Raw genomic sequence first — 16455 nt, forward strand, 5'->3', positions numbered from 1 at the left:
TATCAAGGGAGTAAGGGTATGAAGTGTCCGGGATGTGAAGGAGAGGCGTTTGTTTACGCCACGCGCGACGTCAGTCTTAATACGGGTAATCCCGATGATGTCGTGCCGGATGTGAAGGGCGATCACTGCATTCGCTGTGGCGCGGTGATTATGAACGCCGGAACGTCGGAGTTGTACCCCGAAAAGGCGGAAGCGCTGGAGAATGCAGGCGTGCCTGTGAAATGATACAAAGAGCCCGCTTAGTGCGGGCTTTCGTTTCAATCCGGAGCATCTGCTGGCTGACGAAGAGTGGTTAAGCTCGCCCATCTATCCCGCTCCAGCGGAGACCGCTGAAGAGCGGCATGCTGTTGCAGATTGATGTCATCCCATCGGTGCCGGGTTAGGGCGGCTGCAGTATTGAAGATACGGTCGGACTGGCAGATGCATTATTGCGTGACGAGCTGGCGAGCCGTTTTCCGGAGGTCTGGCAGCGTATGAACCGACGCAAAGCCTGTCTGACCGACGAACTAAAAATCCGGTTGTCCGGGGAGGTAATTTTGCGCTCGAACACGGTAGGGTATCTGCGCCCTTTCTTACTGGATAAGCAGCGTGCGCTGATGTGCCAGTAGGGTATTGATTCGGTCTGGACAATACTATCTGGCCTGATAAGTTAATCAGATCGTAAATCTGCCTGTTCTCAGGAGTATTGATGCTGGATATTGTGCATTTTCCGCTGTTCGTCGCGTCGGTCGTGCTGCTTTGTATTACGCCTGGTCCCGATCTCGCCTATATCATCGGTCAGAGTATGGTCAGGGGACGACGCGCCGGGATCCTTTCGGCGACCGGTGTGGCATTGGGCAGTTGTACGCATGCTATTGCCAGTGCACTGGGATTAACAGCGCTCATTGCGGCTTCACCGCTGCTGTTCACGGTCATCAAATATATCGGCGCGGCCTACCTTATCTATCTTGGCGCTAAAATGATGCTATCAACCTTTGGCGTCAATAAAGATCGCCCGCTGGACGTTCAGAGCAATATGGCTGAGGTCGAAACCCGACGGTTGATGCTGCGCGGTTTTATTACTTCAATAACTAATCCCAAAGTACTGCTGTTTTTCATCGCGTTCTTCCCACAGTTTGTGGTGATTGAGGGCGACCATCATGCGATATCATTTCTGGTGCTGGGAATGGTCTATGCGCTGATTGGCGTCATGATTGATGTGTTGTTTGCCATTCTGGCAGGCGGTGCTGCAGGTGCTGTGGCAAAAAATCAAACGCTGCAAAAAATGCTGGATCGCGTCGTGGGTGCCACCTTTATCGGGTTGGGAATTCGCCTTGCATTGACACGGCGTTAAGGCAGTTGATTACTTAACAGAATCGCACACTCATCTCTTTTTACCGGCCGCCCCAGGCCGGTAATAATTTGTAAAATTTAACTGAGAGTAAAACGCAGGCGCTTCTGTCAGGATACGCGCCTCAGAAAGTTCCTGGTTGCTCTCATTCAATGAAATGGTTTACCAAAAACGCGGTTTTGTTTGCCTGCAAAACCTCCCTTGCCGCGTTTATCGCACTCTCTGTAGCGCTGTTACTTAACTTTGAAAAACCGGCCTGGGCGCTGACCACCGTGTTTGTCACCTCACAACTCTATGCCGCCTCGACCGTCTCGAAATCGCTGTTTCGTCTGATGGGCACGCTGCTCGGCGGCATCTTTATTCTGCTGATCTATCCCGAAACCGTACAGTCGCCGGTGCTGTTCAGCCTCTGTGTGTCGCTATGGGTGACGGTCTGCCTGTATCTTTCTCTGCATGACCGCACACCGAAAAGTTATATCTTTATGCTGGCGGGTTACAGCGCGGCGATTATGGGCTTTCCTGACGTGGATACGCCGTCGGCGATCATCAACACCGTGATTTCACGTATTGAGGAGATCACGCTGGGGATCCTCTGCAGCACGCTGGTTCACCGGCTGGTGTTTCCGGTGTCGATGCACCATCTGCTGGGGCAGAGCGTCAATCTCTGGTTTCAGAACGCGCGCAAATTATGTGATGAACTGATCAGTGGGATGGCAAAGAACAAATCGCTGGATCGGGAAGATATCCTGATCCAGATGGCGGGCTATCCGCTGAATGTTGAAACGCTGCTGACCCACTGCGTCTATGAGGGCGAAGCGGCGCGTAATGTCATCCGTCTGGTCAGCGTGCAGTATCAGCATCTGACCTATCTGCTGCCAACCCTGACCGCGATTGAGTCACGACTGGGTGTGCTGGCCGAACTGAATATCCGTTTTCCGCAGTGCGTCACCGATGTGTTTCAGGCGTTTCTGCTGTGGCTGCATCACGATCGCATTAACGATATCGCCGGACTGCGTGAGGCAATTGCTGCCAGTCAGGCCACCCTGGAAAATCAATGGCGGGCAGGACAACTGGCAACGGAAGAGAGCCTGCTGCTGATTGGCCTGCTGGAACGGCTGGCCAACTTTGTCCGTATTGCCGATGCTTATGAGAACGTCAGTGCGCGAGCCGGGGATCTCTATAGCCACGGGGATGGGGCGGCGATCCGCAATATCCGCGAACACCGGCACATCGATAAGGGGCTGCTGAGACTCTCTGCGCTGACCGCTTTTCTGGCGACCTTTCTCTCCAGTCTGTTCTGGATTGGCAGCGGCTGGGCTGACGGCGCGAATGCGCCTCTGATGGCGGCGATCATCAGTTCATTCTTTGCCGGTGTTGATTCCCCGGTAACACCCATGAAACTGTTCGTGAAAGGGGTGATGGTTGCGCTGGTGGTCAGTCTGTTCTATATCGCTTTCCTGATCCCGCAGGCCAATACCTTACAGGCGCTGATGATCTGTCTGTTGCCAGGTCTGATGCTGCTGAGTCTGATCATCGCTAATCCGGCGACCAATATGGTGGGGCTGAGTGTCGCTATTCAGATCCCTGGCTTTATCGGCCTGAGCCATCACTATGTCCCGAATCTGATCGTCACCCTGAATGCAGCCATCTCATCGATGGTGGGGATTATGTTTGCGGTGGTGCTGACAGCGCTGATCCGTAACAAACGACCATCGTGGATTGCCAGAAGAGCGGTGCAGCGGGGACTTCGCGATCTGTCAGGATTTATCAAATTGGTGGAGCGCAATTCCGCCACGCTGCTGTCACGCCAGCAATTTATTGCACGAATGCTCGACAGGGTGAACATCATTCTGCCGCGCAAACGGCTCGATCCGGTGCCGGATATTGTGGTGGGGGGCTATCTGATTACTGAAACCTGGCTGGGTGCTAACTGCTATGACTTTTACGCTCGTCATCAAGAGGTGCTGGAAGGGCATAGGATTGAGAGTGGGCAGATGTTTCACGAGCTGGCGCTCTATCTGAAGCGCAAAATGAAGAGGCTGCAGCTTGCGCCGCATCAGGATTTGCTGGATGAGCTGGACCTGTTACTGCTGCGGCTGGAGCCCATTGCGCGACAGGAGAGTGTTGCAGTCGCACCGTTAATCCATCTGTTTAATATTCGGGTTTCTCTGTTTCCGCATCAACGCTGGCCGGATTGACACGGAAAGAGCTTGCTGGTGGTGGTGGTGTCTGGGGCTATGGTAATTGAACCATAGAATAGCACTTTAGTTACATCATACATTGAATCTTAATTTAAAACAGCTGTCAGGCATTGTACCTGTTTTTCAAGTCATTCAGTAAAACAGACCGGACTGAGGGTAAGGCAGAGATAACGAAATAATGTAAGCTGACATTATACCGATTTAAAATCAGTGTGTTGCATACTCTTTACTGTCAGACAGCGACAGACACACCCCAGCTCAGACGCGCATCCCGCCGCGCCTGAAGCCAGTAATAAGAGCAGGGCGCACGCATCTTTGAACGGGCTAACTGTTTCCCTGTGGCTGGAGCTGATAAATCCACGCAGTGTAATGCTGATTATCCCCGGCCGAGACGCGAACTTCGACGCGATCATAGCCATCTTCAAACGCATCCAGCATCGGCCAGTGCGCATCCAGCCGGTCAGAGACAAACAGATAGCCCGGCACATCGGGGCCATGCTCATCCAGTACGATGCCAGGGAAATCGGCCGCCGCACCCCAGCCACGCTCATAGAAGGTTCCGTTCACCGAACCGGCCAGCCATTCTCCGCCAATGTTTTCCAGGATATGGGCATTCTCCCGGCCCGGGCAGAGCGTGCCATAGACAAATAAGCGTTTCATTTTCTCTCATCGTGGAATCCGTCGAAGCCAGCAACTTTAGCGTGCCTGAAATCAGATGTCATGTGGCTGTGGGGATTTCCTGAAATCAGGCGAGAAGCCATGGTTAAAATGACGGGCTGTCATTAATTTTGCGGTCCATGAGCCACGCGGGCGTCTTAGAATTCACGTAGCGTTGCCATTTTACGGGCAGTAATCTGTTGATGTGTCCTGAAAGCCAGAGTGCGTGAAAGAAAGGTATGGCGATTGTCGGGGGGCGAGTCCGGGACCGAAACCAGAAGCGGAGTCCTGAAGCGGCAGAATAACAAAGTTGTCTTTGTCATAAGTTAACGCCAGCAATGTGCAGCGAGCTTTTAAGAGCGTTTTGTCTGAGAACGTTGAAGCCACGACTTCATTGCAATAGCACAAAACTCAGGGATGACGTCACCATGGAAATCTTGAGCGCAGAGTCAGCAGCGAAATGATCTCGAGTTGACGTTGCGGCCGGATACAGTGGCGATAGAACAGCGGAGTAATCGGGCGCAGCACTGAAATAGTCATCTCAGCACCAGACGTCAGTCATAATACAAAAAGAGACATTTTGTTTTCAGGATAGTGATAATGACAGCGGCCCGTGAACGATCCAGAATTTCAGCCGTGTTTGATGAAAGAGATAAATTGGGTGGTAAAGGAGATATGGCCGTCAGAATCCAGCAATGTCGGGATGTCCGGACATCATAATCAGGCAGACACTAAATAGCGCATAATGTATATTATGTTAAATGAGATATCTGGTCAGCTGATTAGTAGCCCCATTATTCTGTTCCCTGCCGTGCTGCTGTTATCTCGATCATCCTGATTTATACATTGATGCGCCGGATGCTGGCATGACGATCATGCCAGGCGTTAATCCCAGGTTTTACGCCAGCGCATCGGTACGCGCCAGAATACCGAGCATCTCTTGTTCGTCTTTGGCTTTTAACTTTCTGGCACAGCCAGCTGAAGCCGCTTTGTTAATATCGCTTTGGGTGAACAGTCCTTTAATATGGTTAGTGGCAAAAGCGCATCATGATAATTCATATAATCATTGCCGCCCTTCTGCTGCCAGATTTTGAGACCCGAATTGTCTTTTTTACTACTTTGCGGTTTTGAATCCGCGCTCAGATTGAGCAGTAAACGGTGCTGATGGTGCCGGACTGGCCGGAGATGGCGATTCTGGCTGCGGAGCAGATTGAGGCGCTGTCGACGTTTTGGTTACTGCCACGTTGCCTGCCTGTGATTCAGATTGTGCTGGCGAGGTATCGCTTACAGCCTGCTCGCTGACGCTGGCATGATTCTCTGTATTCTCAGAGACAACAGCCTCATTCGCCATTGCAGTTGAAACGCTGTTAGTCCCGGTAGCGCCTGTAAGCGTTGATCTGCGCTGCTATGCCTGAGCAAACATAACGATAGCAAAAGAAGAGCAGCGCTCTGGCTATTTAATTAGTGCTCTCTGTAACTTATTGATACACTTAATATAAAACGGCGTTATGTGACTGACCACCCTGCTTTCAGTACTGAATTGAGCTGGTGTTTAAGCTGTTGTCGTGATTATGCTGATAGGCCTTCAAGGCACGATAGCCGGATGGTTTATTTAAAGTTTTTGTATGATGTAACTAATTAACCGCTGATTACCTTCTCTCGGAAATTTCATATTTCCTTCGACTAATTATCCCTTTGAACTCAGGCACATTACTCTCTCAGCACTGTCACCCGACCTCAAACAGTCAATAAAGGAAACATTGATGAAAACTTCATATGCTTTGATTGCTACATTACTGATGACCTCTGGCGCGTCCGCTATCGCAGCCCAGCCGGCTGCCGCGAAAAACCCACTGAGCGTGCACGTTCTTAATCTGCAGACTGGCCAGCCAACAGCCGGCATTGAAGTTGAACTGGATCAGAAACAGCAGGATAACTGGGTGAAGCTGGCGTCAGGCGTCACCGATAACAACGGTCGTATCAGCGCCCTGTTCCCGCAGGATATAACGGCCAGCGCAGGCAGCTACCGCGTCGTATTTAAAACCGGCGACTTCTACAAAAAGAGCAACCAGAAGACCTTCTTCCCGGAGATTCCGGTTGAGTTCAACATGGAAGCGAACGGTGAGCATTACCATATTCCGTTACTGCTGAGCCCGTTTGGTTACTCAACCTATCGCGGCAACTGATGACCGTCCGGCACTGAGGTGCCGGATTCCCCTTCTCCCGCGACACGCGCCGGAAAACTGGCCAACAGCCAGTCAATGAAGACCCGTAATCGTTGCGTCACGTGCCGGTTTTGCGGATAGACCAGATGAAACGGATAACCCGCGGGATGCCTGTCGCGCAGTATCTCCACCATCTCACCCCGCCGCAGAATCGACGACAGCGAATAGCTGAACGTCTTAATAATCCCCAGCCCTGCCAGTCCCGCGGCCAGATGCCCGTTACTCTCATTGACGCCAATACAATGCGCACTGGTAATTTCAACTTTTTCTCACTGCGGTTCGAATCATAGCGGAAATGACTTGCCGGTTAGCGGCAAAAAGTAACTCACCAGCCGGTGCCTGTTACGTAGTTCATCAGGGAAGTTGCCATAACCGTTGCCTTTCTCGCGTCAGACGCCGCCAGCTTTATCAATGTGACAGAGCGGTTTGTCGATGGCGGAATGGCGCAGGTCTGAGTGCTGATAACAGACCGTGTTGCGACGGCAGCGGGGTCTGCATCCCGCTGGCTAAGCGCAGCCGCAGTCATAAAAAATCACGTTGCAATCATCCCGCCCGGTCAATCCGCCACTATAGTTATTGCCTGTCACGTCCGTCATAACACCATGGAGATAACATGAGCCAACTTTTTTCTTCTGTCTCACTGGGCGAACTTACGCTGGATAACCGCATTGTGATTGCGCCGATGTGCCAGTACTCCGCTGAGGCAGGCAATGCCACTGCCTGGCACCGTATCCATCTTGGTCAGCTCTCCTTTTCCGGCGCGGGTCTGATGATTATCGAAGCCACTGCCGTCGAGGACATTGGTCGTATCTCCCCCGGCGATTTGGGCTTATGGAATGATGACAATGAAGCCGCGCTGAAAACGGTGCTGGAAGATGTGCGCCGTTACTCCTCTATTCCGGTGGGTATTCAGCTGGGCCATGCGGGCCGCAAAGCGTCGTGTGCTGTGCCCTGGGAAGGCGGTAAGCAGATTGCACCGGATGCCGGCGGCTGGCAGACCGTGGCGCCGTCAGCTGTGAGCTACAGCGAGGGTGAAGTGAAACCGCTGGCGATGAGCATTGACGATCTGCAGCGGGTAAAACAGGCTTTTGTCGACAGCGCCCATCGCGCGGTACGCCTGGGCATTGAGCTGATCGAAGTCCATGCAGCGCACGGCTATCTGCTGCATCAGTTCCTGTCGCCGCTGTCGAATCAGCGCAGTGACGAATATGGCGGTTCGCTGGAAAACCGTATGCGCTTCCCGCTGGAGGTGTTCAACGCCGTCCGTGAAGCCGTACCCGCGTCCGTGCCGGTAGGCGTGCGCATTTCCGCTACGGACTGGGTAGAAGGCGGTTGGGAAATCAAGCAGTCGATCGCCTTCTCACGTGAACTGGAAGCGCTGAACTGCGCTTATATCCACGTCTCAAGTGGGGGTCTGTCGGAAGATCAGAAAATCAGCGTGGGGCCTAACTACCAGGTACCGTTCTCTCGCGATATCCGCGAACAGGTGTCGATTCCGGTGATTGCGGTTGGCCTGATTACTGAACCGCAGCAGGCGGAAGGTGTGCTTCAGCAGGGAGATGCCGATCTGGTCGCTCTGGCGCGCGGTATTCTCTACGATCCACGCTGGCCATGGCACGCCGCGGCTGTGCTGGAAGGTAAAGTTCAGGTTCCGCCGCAGTATCTGCGTTCTGAACCGCACGATGTCAAAGGCATTCTGACGCAGGATCAGTAAGCTATACGGACAGGGCGCATAGACGGCGCTCTGCCCGCATAACATGACGTTCATCTGAGTTCGTAGCACGCCTGCAAAGCCAGATGCGGACCGGTCAGCGGTCGCCGGGATTTGGGAAACTGCAGTGCAACCGGCGTCATCGAACTTTGCGCCAGGGCCACCGCAATGGCGCCCTGCTGATATGCCTGCTCTGCGGCTGCCGCAATCAGTGCAAAATAGCGTGTTATGTCCCCCGCTTTAAACGCCGCCCATGCGTCCTCCACCAGCGCAACCTCTGTCTGGCTGCCGGGCTGGCAGAAAAGCGCCCGCGTTGCCGCCAGCGTTGATTCTGCCGCACAGAGCGCCACCGTCGGCCCCGGATGACGCTGTAGCGCCGCCGCTAACATGCCGTCGGTGCGCATGACCCGATCCTGCACGGAGAAATCATCGGCAACCGGTCCCAGCGTCGAACAGGTAATCAGTACGGCATCGAACTGCGGCAGCATGGCTTTAACCAGTTGCGCGATATGGCAGCGTAATTGCGCTGTCATGCCGCCGCTGCGTTCCGCCTCGGCCAGCAGCGATGGCATCACCAGATGATTTAGCGGCGAGTTGTCACGCCCCAAGGTTATGGCGGCATCATCAAAAATCGCGATATTGCTGGCAGCGGTGTGGAAGCAAAGAATATTCAGGGTGAGTTCCTTTTCTGACAGGTACAGGGTCAGCGTGTGGGTTGCCACAAGGCATGCTGGATAACGACACGATAACCATCCTTGTCGATAAATGTCACGCCCCGCTGATCCCAGTAAGGGTTATAGGATGGCACCCGCTGGAAGCCTGCGTCATCCATAGAGGTACAACGAAACAGCCAGTCTGGCTGGTGGGGAATATAAAGCACCAGCAGATCGTCTTCCGTTGGCGATGGCCGGACGGGATGGGTATGACAGAGCGTGAACTCGAGATGCCAGCCCAATCCCTCCGCGCCCAGCATCACACCACTAAAACCCTGATGACCGGTAAACTCACCGATTTCCTGCAACCCCAGCCCGTGGCAATAGATCTGACTGCTGTGCGTCAGGTCAGTCACAGGTCGGGCAATACGCAAATGCTGAAAAGTCATGGTTCTCTCCCTGTTCAATTGACTGTTATTTATCACAATCTTCAGCGCTTCCTGTGATCCTGAATGCTAACAACCGCCCAGCCAGTTCCATGAAATGACCGTATTTGCAAATTGAAGGCACAAAAAACCCGGTTACAGAAACGTTTTAACTTCTCTGTTTTGGCAATTGCAACACAGGCCCTTGCCCGGTGAATGTAGTGATGGCGCGTAATCAGGAGCTTCAGCCAGCTCATCTGCAAAATCCGCTGACCGCTCACAGCGCTAAACGCATTCCCGCCGCAGTCATCTACACTTTTCCGGTATTCATATGGCAATGCCCAGTGCATCGCCCGGCTATAAAAGGAAGACAATATGACTGAACAAGCAACCCAGAACCATGCCTGGTTACTGGCTTCACGCCCTCACGGTGAGCCGACCAAAGAGAATTTCCGCCATGTGGCGCAGCCTATCCCGGAAATTAAAGATGGCGAAGTGCTGCTGAAGACTATCTATCTCTCACTTGATCCCTACATGCGTGGCCGGATGGACGACGGTAAATCCTACGCCGCGCCGGCAGAGCTGGATCAGCCGATGGTCGGTGGCACCGTCTGTCAGGTCGTCGAATCGAAAAACAGCGATTTTGAAACCGGTGGCTGGGTGCTGGCGCAGAGTGGCTGGCAGGAATATGCCGTCTCAGATGGCAAAGAGATTGCGAAGCTGGGCAACGATCTGCCGCATCCGTCATGGGCGCTGGGCATACTCGGGATGCCAGGCTTTACCGCCTATATGGGTCTGATGGATATCGGTCAGCCGAAAGCGGGTGAAACCCTGGTCGTCGCCGCGGCAACCGGTCCGGTAGGCGCAACAGTGGGTCAGTTAGGTAAGCAGAAAGGCTGTCGTGTCGTCGGTGTCGCGGGCGGTGAAGAGAAATGCCGTTACGCGGTCGATACGCTGGGCTTTGATGCCTGCCTCGATCACCACAGCGCCGACTTTGAAGAGCAACTAAAAAACGCCTGCCCGGATGGCATCGATATCTATTTCGAAAATGTGGGTGGTAAAGTGTTTGATGCGGTATTCCCGCTGCTTAACACTGCCGCGCGCGTGCCGGTCTGTGGCCTGGTCTCCGCCTACAGCCAGCGCGAACTGCCTGAAGGCCCGGACAGAACCTCACTGCTCATGGCGGGCATTCTGAAGCGCCGTATCCGTATGCAGGGCTTTATCATCTTCCAGGATTACGGTGACCGTTATCCAGAGTTCCTGGAGGCGATGCGTCCTATGGTTGAGAGCAAAAAAATCCACTATCGCGAGCACATGATTGAAGGGTTAGAGAACGCACCACAGGCGTTTATCGATATGCTGAATGGCAAAAACTTCGGTAAAACCGTGGTGAACGTCGGCGCATAATGGTTAACGTGCCACGTCACTGACGTGGCACGCTGCATTGAATGCAGTATCCCTATCCCCGCAGTGTGACCTCTCCGGCCTCAGGCCCGCCCGTAACCCAAAGACTCTCCCGCAAATCAGGCACACCTGTCGCTGACGACGCTTAGCAGTTAATGTATTCAGAAGGAAAAAAGAGAAGACGTGATATCGCAGGAAAGTTTGCCAGGAGAGCGCGTAATAACGCTGAGCGCCAGGGCGGCGCTCAGCAGGTCATAATTACTTCAGACGGAACGCGACAACGCTGTCGCCCGCCGTGGTGCCAAGCGAGCCATGGCCGCCTGCGGCAATCACCACATACTGCTTACCATCTTTGCCCATAAAGGTCGATGGCGTGGCCTGTGCACCCGCGCTGAGTTCCGTCTGCCACAGCAGTTCGCCAGTGGTGCTGTCGTAAGCACGGAAGAAGTTATCTGCCGTTGCGCCGTGGAATACCAGGTCACCCGCTGTCAGCAGCGGTCCGCCGTGCGCCACCATCCCCATCGGGAAACCGAGCGGGAAGCGGCCAGGCAGGAAGCTGGTCTTGAGGTTTTTGGTGGTGCCAACGCGACGCAGCCATTCGGTTTTGCCGGTGGTGAGATCCACGCCCACCATCCGTCCCCACGGTGGCGCGATGCAGGGAATACCCAGCCCCGATGCCATCTGCTGGATATGGATAGCGTAATCTCCGTGGAAGTTCTCATTCCAGTACGGTGTGCCATCTTTGGTGAAGGTACGCTGGGTTTCGGTTTCCGGCGTGCGCTTGATCAGGTTGTATTTGTAGGCCAGGCGCACCGGTGCCGCAATCAGCATCTGACGCTGCGGATCAACCGCCACGGAACCCCAGTTGAACACCCCGATATTGCCCGGGAAGATCAGCGAGCCTTTCTCGGTTGGCGGCGTCCACGGGTTACCGTCATAACGCAGCTCACGGAAAGTCGTGCGGCAGGCCATCTGGTCAAACGGTGTAATGCCCCACATCGACTTCTCAGTCAGCGGCTGCGGAATGAAGTTCAGGCTGGAGACCGGCTGAGTCGCCGCGTACTGCTCGCCCTTAATGCCATCCGTGGAGACCTTAACCTGCTCTACCGGGTAAACCGGCTCACCGGTCAGGCGGTTCAGTACAAACAGGTTGCCGGTTTTGGTCGGCAGGATCACCGCCGGTTGCGGTTTGCCCTGATAGTTGATGTCCACCAGCGACGGCTGCGACGGGTTATCGCGATCCCACAGGTCGTGGTTCGAACTCTGAAAACGCCATTTGAACGCACCGGTTTTCAGATCCAGTGCCACCAGCGCATCACGGAATTTTTCGGTATTGCTGGCAGGATCGCGTTCAATGCCGACTTCATCCGGCGAGGCGTTACCAAACGGCACATAGACCAGGCCGTTTTTCAGGTCGGCGCTTAGCGTAGCCCAGGCGACCGGGGTATCCTGCGGATAGGTTGCGCCCGCGGCGACCGGTGCGGTGTTATCCGGATTAGCCGGATCGAAGTTCCACACCAGACGCCCCGTAACGGCATCGTAGGCACGGATCACACCCGATGGGTTGCCGCTGTTGAAGCCGTTATCCATCACAGAACCGCCAACAATCACCAGATTGCCTGCCACCAGTGGTGCGGCAGTCTGCATCAGCGCATGCGGACGCACCTCGCCCATGCTGGCGCGCAGGTTTACCACGCCGTTGTCACCAAAGTTAGCACAGGTCTTGCCGGTGTCGGCATCCAGTGCCAGCAGACGGGCATCGGTGGTCGCATTGAAGATACGTTTGCGGCAGATAGCCGGGGATGCGCCTGTCTGCTGCTCCGCCTGCTGACCGGCATCGAAGTAGCTCACGCCACGGCAGGTCTGGTGCTGCTGCAGATAAGAGCGGTTTTTATCCGGCGCTGTTTTCCACTTCACTGCACCGGTTTCCGGATCAAGAGCATGAACCTCGTTGTGCGGCGTACAGAGGTAGAGCATGCCGTTGGCTTTCAGCGGCGTTGCTTCAAAGGTGTACTCGGTAGCATCATCACCCTGACGCAGATCGCCGGTGTGATAGGTCCAGGCCACTTCCAGATCGTTGACGTTATCTTTAGTGATCTGCTTCAGGGCCGAGAAACGCTGGCCATCTGTGGTCCCGCCATAGGCGTTCCACTCTTCAGCAGCACCGCCGGTCGCGGAACTGTTACGTTGGGTATTGATGGTGCCCTGTTGCGGCAGCGGATCGTAGAAGCAGAGGCCAGTCACCAGCAGCACCATCAGCACCACGGAGCCGCCAAGGAAAGGATGGAAGCGACGCTGTCCCTGATAGAGAGGACGAACCACCCACGGCAGAGCCAGCCAGACACCCAGCACACCAAAGAGGTCGCCGCGCGGGATCCACTGCCACTTATCGAAGCCCACTTCCCAGATAGTCCAGAACAGCGTGATCCACATCAGCAGCGCATACAGCGTCAGTGCACTGCGTTTATTCATCATCAGCAGAATCGCGCTGAGCAAAACGCCCATGCCCATCAACGCATAGAACGCGCTGCCTCCTGCCAGCAGAAGTTGTCCTCCCATGTAAATCAGGGCGATAGCAAATATCACCATGATTACACTGGTTATTTTATTTATCATGATCCATCCTCGGGTCATTAGCGGTCATCAGAAAGTTAAACCGGAAACATAAATTCAACGAGATCTTAACTTACGTGAGAAATATGTAAAAACGTGTATAAGCGTAACCCATTAAAAATATTTATTAAAAATATCGACTGCAGTGGCCTTGAGACCGCTTTATTTACTTTCCAAAGGGGCAAATACGCGATATTCATCACAAAAAATTAACGATAGGCCGTGAGTTATCGCACCTTTTGTTCAAAAACGAATTATTAACAGACCAGCCGCGCTTCATGAACGCCAGCTTAAGTGTGACCAGACAGGGATAACGAGTGTCAAATAAGTATAATGGTTTATTTACACAGCTCTGCAATTACTCTTATTGCTGAAATCAGTAAACTTAATGTACTGCTGATTTAATCCGTCCCGCTGTCAATGCTCATGCGGCTTCAATGATTTTCAGAATATTAATTCTGGCAATTGACCTTATTCAGCAATTATTTTTTAGCGCTACCTTCAGTAAGGAATAGATTAATTACGTAAGGGAATCTGTCGATAAAAACGATTTCAGATATTCCGTAGTCCGACCCGACTTTTATCTGTGATATATATCATCACTCTTTTAAAATTTATCCGGCCAGCAGGCGGGATTTTCACTGGCAGCAATAACCCAAGGCTAATTATGTCCGCACTTAATGCTATTTATCGTAAGTTACGTTTCCCGTTTAAATTCATTAATGCGGCCATTCGCTATCCTGCCGCGCAGGCACGGGTAAAGCGTTATTCCGTCATGTCGATAGAAGAAACGATAGATCTGTTATTACACAATCCGCAATTATCACTGGCCCGTTACGGCGACGGTGAACTGGAGATGACTTGGTATAAAAACATTGGTTTTCAGCCGTTTGACCCCAAACTGTCGGCAAGGCTCACGGCACTGCTGCAGCAGGCGCCCAAGGACAACCCGAACTGTCTGATTTGCCTGCCAGATGCTTTCCGCACCACCCGCAATATGAAAAATGGATCGGCCCTGTTCTGGTTCTTCCATAAATCATTTTACTTTAAACATTATGATGCTCTGCTGAATCATCAGTACCAGTATGGTAATACTTCCGTTACCCGACCTTATCACGATTATAAAAGCAAAAAATTATCCAGGACGATATTCGATAAATTTAAACAGCTCTATCAGGGTCGCCGGGTATTAATTGTTGAAGGCAGTGGCACTCGTCTGGGATTAGGCAATAATTTACTGGAGGGGGCCAGTGAAATTAAACGCATTACGACGCTGAACCGTAATGCTTTTTCCGTTTATGATCGCCTCTTCAATACAGTATTAGCGAATGCAGTCAACTTTGACCTGGTCTTAATTTCTTTAGGCCCGACGGCAACCGTGCTGGCATATGATTTAAGTCAGCGCGGAATTCGCTGTATTGATAGCGGCCATGTCGATATTGAATATGAGTGGATGCTGGCCAGTGCCACCAGCAAAGTAAAAGTGGCAGGAAAAAATGTTAATGAAGCGGGCGTGCTGCTGAGTGAACAGACAACAGTCGCTGATGAAACATATCAGCAACAGATTTTGCAGCACGTTGGCGAAACGCCACAGGATAAAACCACGACGGAAACGGAAGTGGTGGTTATCCCGCTGCCCCACGTCAGCAGCACTCATCATAATGCTGCCTGAGGTTCACCATCCACAGGCAATGACTGCACCGCTTTGATGCGCAGGCGAATAATTAGCGGGATCAGTTAAACCGTTAAGCGCAGGCTCAGCAGCCCGCAGCCTCTGTCAGCCCCGGTTCTGCTGGATAAACCTCTTATCCGGCATTAATCTTGCTTCGGCTATCCTGAGACATTTAATCAGGAGACGTGAGATGACATCCAGCCGTTACCGTTACACCCTATTTTCACTGCTGTTCCTGATCGCCCTGATCAACTACATCGATCGCGGCGCCCTGTCATTTGCGGCTAACGCCATTGCGGCGGAGTACCACTTCAGCAAAGTCCAGCTCGGCGCGGTGCTGGGTTACTTTGGCTTCGGTTATCTGTTTGGTTCGCTGTGTGGCGGCTTCCTTGCCGACCGTATCGGCACGAAGAAAGTCTGGCTGCTGGCTGGCGTGCTCTGGTCGTTGCTGGAGATCGCTACCGCCTGGGCCGGTGAACTGGGCATGGCGCTGTTTGGCGGCTCCGCCATTATGGGCTTTGCGGCCCTGCGCATCCTGTTTGGTTTTTCTGAAGGCCCGGCCTATGCGCTGATGAACAAGGCGATTGCCCACTGGGCACCCGACAGCGAGCGTGGCTTCGCACTGGGTATCGGCCTGCTCTCTACCCAGGTTGGCGCGCTGCTGACTGCCCCGATCGCGGTGGGCCTGCTGCTGCTGACCCATGACTGGCGCATGATGTTTATCCTGCTCGGTGTGTTCTCCCTGCTGGCGATGGCGTTGTTTGCCCGTACCTTCAGCGACAGCCCGGAAAAGAGCCCTCACACCAGCGCGGCTGAACGCGCACTGATCCAGCGCGGTCAGCGCCGCAGCACAGGCGACAGCGTCTCCCTGCCGTGGAGGCGCTTCTTTACCAGCCGCACACTGGTCTGCAACGCACTGGGTTACTTCTCATTTCTCTACATCACCTTTACCCTGGTGACCTGGATGCCGAAGTATCTGCAGGATAATTTCCATTACGATCTGCACTCGCTGTGGTACGTGGCGATGATCCCCTGGAGTGGTGCCTGCATCACCGTGCTGCTGGGGGGGCGTATTGCCGATGCCCTGCTGGCCCGCTTCGGTAATCTGCGGCTGGCGCGCAATCTGTTTGCGGCAGTTACGCTGTGCGGCACCGCATGCTGTTTTATGGCGATCCCCTACGTGCAGTCGGCCGCCGGGATTATCGCCCTGATGACACTGGGCAATGCGCTGAATGCGCTGGTGAATAATGTCTACTGGTCGGTAGTGATTGATGTCACCCCGAAAGCGTCGGTCGGCACCTACAGCGGCATGACGCTGGCCATAGCCAACCTGGCGGCAATTATTTCTCCGATGCTCTGCGGCTGGCTGGCGGAATATTACGGTTACAACGCGATGTTTACCGTCACTGCAGTCATCGCCTCCGGTAGCATGCTGGCGATGACGCTGCTGCAACCAGAAAAGCCGATGGTGGCCGACACGCAGACCGGCGCTGTGGATGTTTCGGCGGCCTAATCTCAGGCAGGAAGATTCCCTGGCATGACGAATTGCGCCTTAGCCTGACAC

The 16455-nt window shown here is 53.7% G+C and carries 13 protein-coding genes and 3 pseudogenes; 11 read left to right on the forward strand and 5 right to left on the reverse strand.

From position 1 onward, the window contains the following. Positions 1-18: 18 nt before the first annotated feature. From QSK07_RS14370 to QSK07_RS14385, 4 genes and pseudogenes are all read left to right on the forward strand, one after another. Positions 19-225 carry a type II toxin-antitoxin system MqsA family antitoxin gene (locus QSK07_RS14370; RefSeq protein WP_013357880.1) on the forward strand — a complete coding sequence of 69 codons (207 nt, stop codon included), beginning with the start codon at positions 19-21 and terminating at the stop codon, positions 223-225. Between the two features lie 25 nt (positions 226-250). Further along, positions 251-608 (forward strand): annotated as a pseudogene (locus tag QSK07_RS14375) (Xaa-Pro aminopeptidase); the annotation flags it as partial. 80 nt (positions 609-688) lie between these two features. Further along, positions 689-1333, forward strand: coding sequence for a LysE family translocator (locus QSK07_RS14380; protein WP_275219440.1), 645 nt, complete (start codon positions 689-691; stop codon positions 1331-1333). A gap of 149 nt (positions 1334-1482) precedes the next feature. Continuing rightward, positions 1483-3528, forward strand: a complete 2046-nt coding sequence (locus tag QSK07_RS14385) for an FUSC family protein (RefSeq protein ID WP_285721792.1) — start codon at positions 1483-1485, stop codon at positions 3526-3528. Positions 3529-3855: 327 nt separating this feature from the next. Here QSK07_RS14385 and QSK07_RS14390 read toward each other — a convergent pair whose 3' ends face one another. Then, a complete protein-coding gene (locus tag QSK07_RS14390) occupies positions 3856-4191 on the reverse strand; it encodes a gamma-glutamylcyclotransferase family protein (RefSeq protein ID WP_275219442.1) in 336 nt (111 codons plus the stop codon). A gap of 1155 nt (positions 4192-5346) precedes the next feature. Between QSK07_RS14390 and QSK07_RS14395 the strand changes: the two genes are divergently transcribed. Together QSK07_RS14395 and uraH are read left to right on the forward strand one after the other, a co-directional pair. After that, positions 5347-5490, forward strand: coding sequence for a hypothetical protein (locus tag QSK07_RS14395; RefSeq protein ID WP_285721793.1), 144 nt, complete (start codon positions 5347-5349; stop codon positions 5488-5490). 461 nt (positions 5491-5951) lie between these two features. After that, positions 5952-6374, forward strand: coding sequence for a hydroxyisourate hydrolase (uraH, locus tag QSK07_RS14400; protein WP_285721794.1), 423 nt, complete (start codon positions 5952-5954; stop codon positions 6372-6374). On the opposite strand, the pseudogene QSK07_RS14405 reads toward uraH, so the two are convergent. Then, positions 6359-6778: pseudogene (locus tag QSK07_RS14405) on the reverse strand (LysR substrate-binding domain-containing protein); the annotation flags it as partial. The gene uraH and the pseudogene QSK07_RS14405 sit on opposite strands and share 16 nt — an antisense overlap. Between QSK07_RS14405 and QSK07_RS14410 the strand changes: the two are divergent. Next, positions 6773-6868, forward strand: a pseudogene (locus QSK07_RS14410) (oxidoreductase); the annotation flags it as partial. The pseudogenes QSK07_RS14405 and QSK07_RS14410 overlap by 6 nt on opposite strands. A gap of 158 nt (positions 6869-7026) precedes the next feature. After that, entirely contained in the window at positions 7027-8127 is a 1101-nt protein-coding gene (locus QSK07_RS14415) for an NADH:flavin oxidoreductase/NADH oxidase (protein ID WP_098050519.1), read from the forward strand. A gap of 50 nt (positions 8128-8177) precedes the next feature. Here the strand turns inward: QSK07_RS14415 and QSK07_RS14420 are convergent, their stop codons facing one another. Beyond that, a complete protein-coding gene (locus QSK07_RS14420; RefSeq protein ID WP_285721795.1) occupies positions 8178-8846 on the reverse strand; it encodes a glutamate racemase in 669 nt (222 codons plus the stop codon). Then, positions 8828-9226, reverse strand: a complete 399-nt coding sequence (locus tag QSK07_RS14425) for a VOC family protein (protein WP_285721796.1) — start codon at positions 9224-9226, stop codon at positions 8828-8830. Before QSK07_RS14425 ends, QSK07_RS14420 begins: the two co-directional genes overlap by 19 nt. Before the next feature lie 351 nt (positions 9227-9577). Between QSK07_RS14425 and curA the strand changes: the two genes are divergently transcribed. Beyond that, positions 9578-10609 carry an NADPH-dependent curcumin/dihydrocurcumin reductase gene (gene curA, locus QSK07_RS14430; RefSeq protein ID WP_275219452.1) on the forward strand — a complete coding sequence of 344 codons (1032 nt, stop codon included), beginning with the start codon at positions 9578-9580 and terminating at the stop codon, positions 10607-10609. Positions 10610-10864: 255 nt separating this feature from the next. Here the strand turns inward: curA and QSK07_RS14435 are convergent, their stop codons facing one another. Then, positions 10865-13222 (reverse strand): membrane-bound PQQ-dependent dehydrogenase, glucose/quinate/shikimate family, encoded by a 2358-nt coding sequence (locus tag QSK07_RS14435; protein WP_285721797.1) that lies wholly within the window; start codon positions 13220-13222, stop codon positions 10865-10867. 664 nt (positions 13223-13886) lie between these two features. On the opposite strand from QSK07_RS14435, the gene QSK07_RS14440 reads away from it, so the two are divergent. Together QSK07_RS14440 and QSK07_RS14445 are read left to right on the forward strand one after the other, a co-directional pair. Next, positions 13887-14891: a GT-D fold domain-containing glycosyltransferase gene (locus tag QSK07_RS14440; RefSeq protein ID WP_285721987.1), complete on the forward strand. Its 1005-nt coding sequence runs from the start codon at positions 13887-13889 to the stop codon at positions 14889-14891. 190 nt (positions 14892-15081) lie between these two features. Next, a complete protein-coding gene (locus QSK07_RS14445) occupies positions 15082-16404 on the forward strand; it encodes an MFS transporter (protein ID WP_285721798.1) in 1323 nt (440 codons plus the stop codon). Positions 16405-16455: the final 51 nt, after the last annotated feature.

The organism is Pantoea sp. QMID4 (genome assembly GCF_030270445.1).
Taxonomy (GTDB): Bacteria; Pseudomonadota; Gammaproteobacteria; order Enterobacterales; family Enterobacteriaceae; genus Pantoea; species Pantoea vagans.

Coding starts and splice junctions, on each gene's coding strand:
- curA (WP_275219452.1), top strand. CDS start 9,578: ATGACTGAACAAGCAACCCAGAACCATGCCTGGTTACTGGCTTCACGC.
- QSK07_RS14445 (WP_285721798.1), top strand. CDS start 15,082: ATGACATCCAGCCGTTACCGTTACACCCTATTTTCACTGCTGTTCCTG.
- QSK07_RS14435 (WP_285721797.1), bottom strand. CDS start 13,222: ATGATAAATAAAATAACCAGTGTAATCATGGTGATATTTGCTATCGCC.
- QSK07_RS14370 (WP_013357880.1), top strand. CDS start 19: ATGAAGTGTCCGGGATGTGAAGGAGAGGCGTTTGTTTACGCCACGCGC.
- QSK07_RS14425 (WP_285721796.1), bottom strand. CDS start 9,226: ATGACTTTTCAGCATTTGCGTATTGCCCGACCTGTGACTGACCTGACG.
- QSK07_RS14440 (WP_285721987.1), top strand. CDS start 13,887: ATGTCCGCACTTAATGCTATTTATCGTAAGTTACGTTTCCCGTTTAAA.
- QSK07_RS14385 (WP_285721792.1), top strand. CDS start 1,483: ATGAAATGGTTTACCAAAAACGCGGTTTTGTTTGCCTGCAAAACCTCC.
- QSK07_RS14380 (WP_275219440.1), top strand. CDS start 689: ATGCTGGATATTGTGCATTTTCCGCTGTTCGTCGCGTCGGTCGTGCTG.
- QSK07_RS14415 (WP_098050519.1), top strand. CDS start 7,027: ATGAGCCAACTTTTTTCTTCTGTCTCACTGGGCGAACTTACGCTGGAT.
- QSK07_RS14390 (WP_275219442.1), bottom strand. CDS start 4,191: ATGAAACGCTTATTTGTCTATGGCACGCTCTGCCCGGGCCGGGAGAAT.
- uraH (WP_285721794.1), top strand. CDS start 5,952: ATGAAAACTTCATATGCTTTGATTGCTACATTACTGATGACCTCTGGC.